At 24.2% G+C, this 2485-nt stretch carries 4 protein-coding genes; 3 read left to right on the top strand and 1 reads right to left on the bottom strand.

Going from position 1 to position 2485, the window contains the following annotated elements; all coding sequences use genetic code 11:
* Both LDP10_RS03575 and repA (LDP10_RS02795) read left to right on the top strand, forming a co-directional pair.
* Positions 1 to 168 carry a RepA family replication protein gene (locus tag LDP10_RS03575; protein ID WP_414734440.1) on the top strand — a complete coding sequence of 56 codons (168 nt, stop codon included), beginning with the start codon at positions 1 to 3 and terminating at the stop codon, positions 166 to 168.
* Between the two features lie 133 nt (positions 169 to 301).
* On the top strand, positions 302 to 991 hold the full coding sequence (repA, locus tag LDP10_RS02795) for a plasmid replication initiator RepA (protein WP_265197228.1): 690 nt from the start codon (positions 302 to 304) through the stop codon (positions 989 to 991).
* Between the two features lie 43 nt (positions 992 to 1034).
* On the opposite strand, the gene LDP10_RS02790 is transcribed toward repA (LDP10_RS02795), so the two are convergent.
* Positions 1035 to 1526 (bottom strand): TIGR00645 family protein, encoded by a 492-nt coding sequence (locus LDP10_RS02790; RefSeq protein WP_265197227.1) that lies wholly within the window; start codon positions 1524 to 1526, stop codon positions 1035 to 1037.
* A gap of 256 nt (positions 1527 to 1782) precedes the next feature.
* Here LDP10_RS02790 and repA (LDP10_RS02785) point away from each other — a divergent pair.
* The coding region (repA, locus tag LDP10_RS02785) for a plasmid replication initiator RepA (protein WP_265197226.1) at positions 1783 to 2485 on the top strand (703 nt) is incomplete at its 3' end.

Raw genomic sequence — 2485 nt, 5'->3', positions numbered from 1 at the left:
TTGATCGAAGCAAAATGGAAAAGTAAAGAAATAAGATTGAATTCAATTTTAAAACATAGAAAAGCACAACACATATTTAACATTAGAAAGAAAAAAGCACAAAAAATATTTTCTTTAGATGAAAAAACAACACTAAAAAATTATTCAAAAATACCTTTTAATAAATAAACATACCTCATTTTTATTTATTATATTTATGTTTAAAAAAAATATGCGCTATTGTGAATATTAAAATTCAATGATAATATGTAAAAAAAACAAATTAAGAACACATTTATGAAAAGAATCAAAAAAAAATTATATAAATAATTTTTTTCCTGAATTTATACCACCTAAAGAAAATAAAAAAATATCCAAATTCATAATTGAAATTATGGAAAAGATGTTTGGTAAAAATAAGAAAAGTAAAATTTTAAATAAAAATATGTTATTCATCAATAAAAACAACGGAAAAATTTTATCTAGAAAAAGATGTTTAAACAAACACCGTATTCAAGCAATAGAAGCCGTAATAAAAGCCATGATATACCATTTAGATATAAATTCAAATTACATAAAAATTCCCATAAAACAAATTTCAGATGAATGCGGTTTATCTACTTTTTCAAAATCTGGTAAAAAATCGATATCTCGTATTTCAAGATTAATCACTGAATTCATGGAACCAATGGGGTTTATTAAAATAAAAAAAGAAAAAAATAAAAATACTGATGTAATATCTAAAAAAATAATATTAACACCTTTATTTTTTCTTTTTTTTGACATAAAAAAAGAAAAAATGATAAACAAAAAAGAAATAAACAAAAAAATGACAATTAAAAAAACAAAGAAAAATCATACCTGTGATGAAAGAAGCATAAAAAAAAAGATACTATATTCTATAATAAATCGTTATTCAACTGAAGAATTGACTGAACTTGGATCTAATGGTCTAAAAGAAATGGTGGATAAAGAATATTGTAATCTAAAAAAAGACAGCAAAAATATCTAATTTAAAAAAAAGGAAAATTTTCATAATAAATTTCATGAATTGTTCATTTCTTTTTACTCATTTTATCAATATAGGCCATACCGAAAGCAGAAAAAACAAAAGTTAAATGTATAACAATACACCACATGATTTTATCATTAGATATTTTTTCCGCTTCCATAAATAAACGTAGAAGATGGACAGAAGAAATAGCAACTATAGATGAAGCAACCTTGTTCTTAATAGAGTTTACATCCATAGTTCCCATCCAACCTAACCTTTTTAATTCATGATTAGTTTCCATTTTCGCAATGAAATTCTCATAACCTGAAAACATTACCATAACTAATAAACCACCGACTAAAGCAATATCAATTAAAGACAAAACGATTAGAACCAATCCCGATTCAGACATGATCAATATATCAGGAATAACATAAATAATTTGTTGAAAAAACTTAACTGTTAATAATATAAAACCAAATGATAAACCTACATAAACGGGAAACATTAACCAACGAGAAGCATATATTATTTTTTCAATAATTTTTTCCATTTTTAACCCTGTGATTTTAAAAAAATGTTTTGTATATAAAAAAAAATAAAATCCAATTAAACCATTTTAATTGCATAACCGACATCTAATTTTTTCATCTTTGACAAATAAATACAATAATAGTTTTCTATCACTGTGTTGTAAAGTTTATTTTTTAGTTGAATTTTATTTTTTTTTATGTAACATATAAAATATTCATTTACTTTAATAATAAAGGCTTAATAATTTATTATTAAACTTAAAATTGATTAAACATATGTCATCCAGAAAAAATTATATTCTCAACAAATCACCAAAATTCACAACACCTAAAAACAACAAAAAAAGACCTGCATTTATTCTCTATGCAATGAAAAAAGCTTCCGAAATTGATGTAGCTCGAAGTGAATTAAACTACATTATTCAACCTAAAAATCCCAGAACAGGAGTGCCTATAAAAAGAATGAGGCGTTTAAATGAACATCGCGCTAACGCTATGAGAGCAATGGTCAATGCTATGCTATATCATTACAATATTGTTTCGCAAATAGTACAAGCTTCTGTAGAACAACTATCTGACGAATGTGGTTTGTCTACCGTATCTGCAACTGGTAATAAATCTATTTCTCGTGCTTCAAGATTAATCACTGAATTCATGGAACCAATGGGATTTGTAACATCCCAAAAAATGTGGGATAAAATAATAGGAAATTACATGCCTAAAATGATGATTTTAACACCATTATTTTTTAAATTATTTGGAATTTCTGAAAATAAAATAAATAATGCGAAAAAACAGCAATTAGGCTGGATCAATAAAAATCTGATTAAAAAAGGAATTAAACCAATGACTTTGATCGAAGCAAAATGGAAAAGTAAAGAAATAAGATTGAATTCAATTTTAAAACATAGAAAAGCACAACACATATTTAACATTAGAAAGAAAAAAGCACAAAAAATATTTTCTTTAGATGAAAAAA

The organism is Buchnera aphidicola (Pemphigus obesinymphae) (assembly GCF_026122815.1).
GTDB classification, from domain to species: domain Bacteria; phylum Pseudomonadota; class Gammaproteobacteria; order Enterobacterales; family Enterobacteriaceae; genus Buchnera_C; species Buchnera_C aphidicola_BJ.
This window is presented reverse-complemented; position numbering and strand designations above follow the sequence as displayed.

What these genes read in the sequence shown, in the direction of transcription:
- LDP10_RS02790 (WP_265197227.1), bottom strand. Translation starts at nt 1,526, where the DNA reads ATGGAAAAAATTATTGAAAAAATAATATATGCTTCTCGTTGGTTAATG.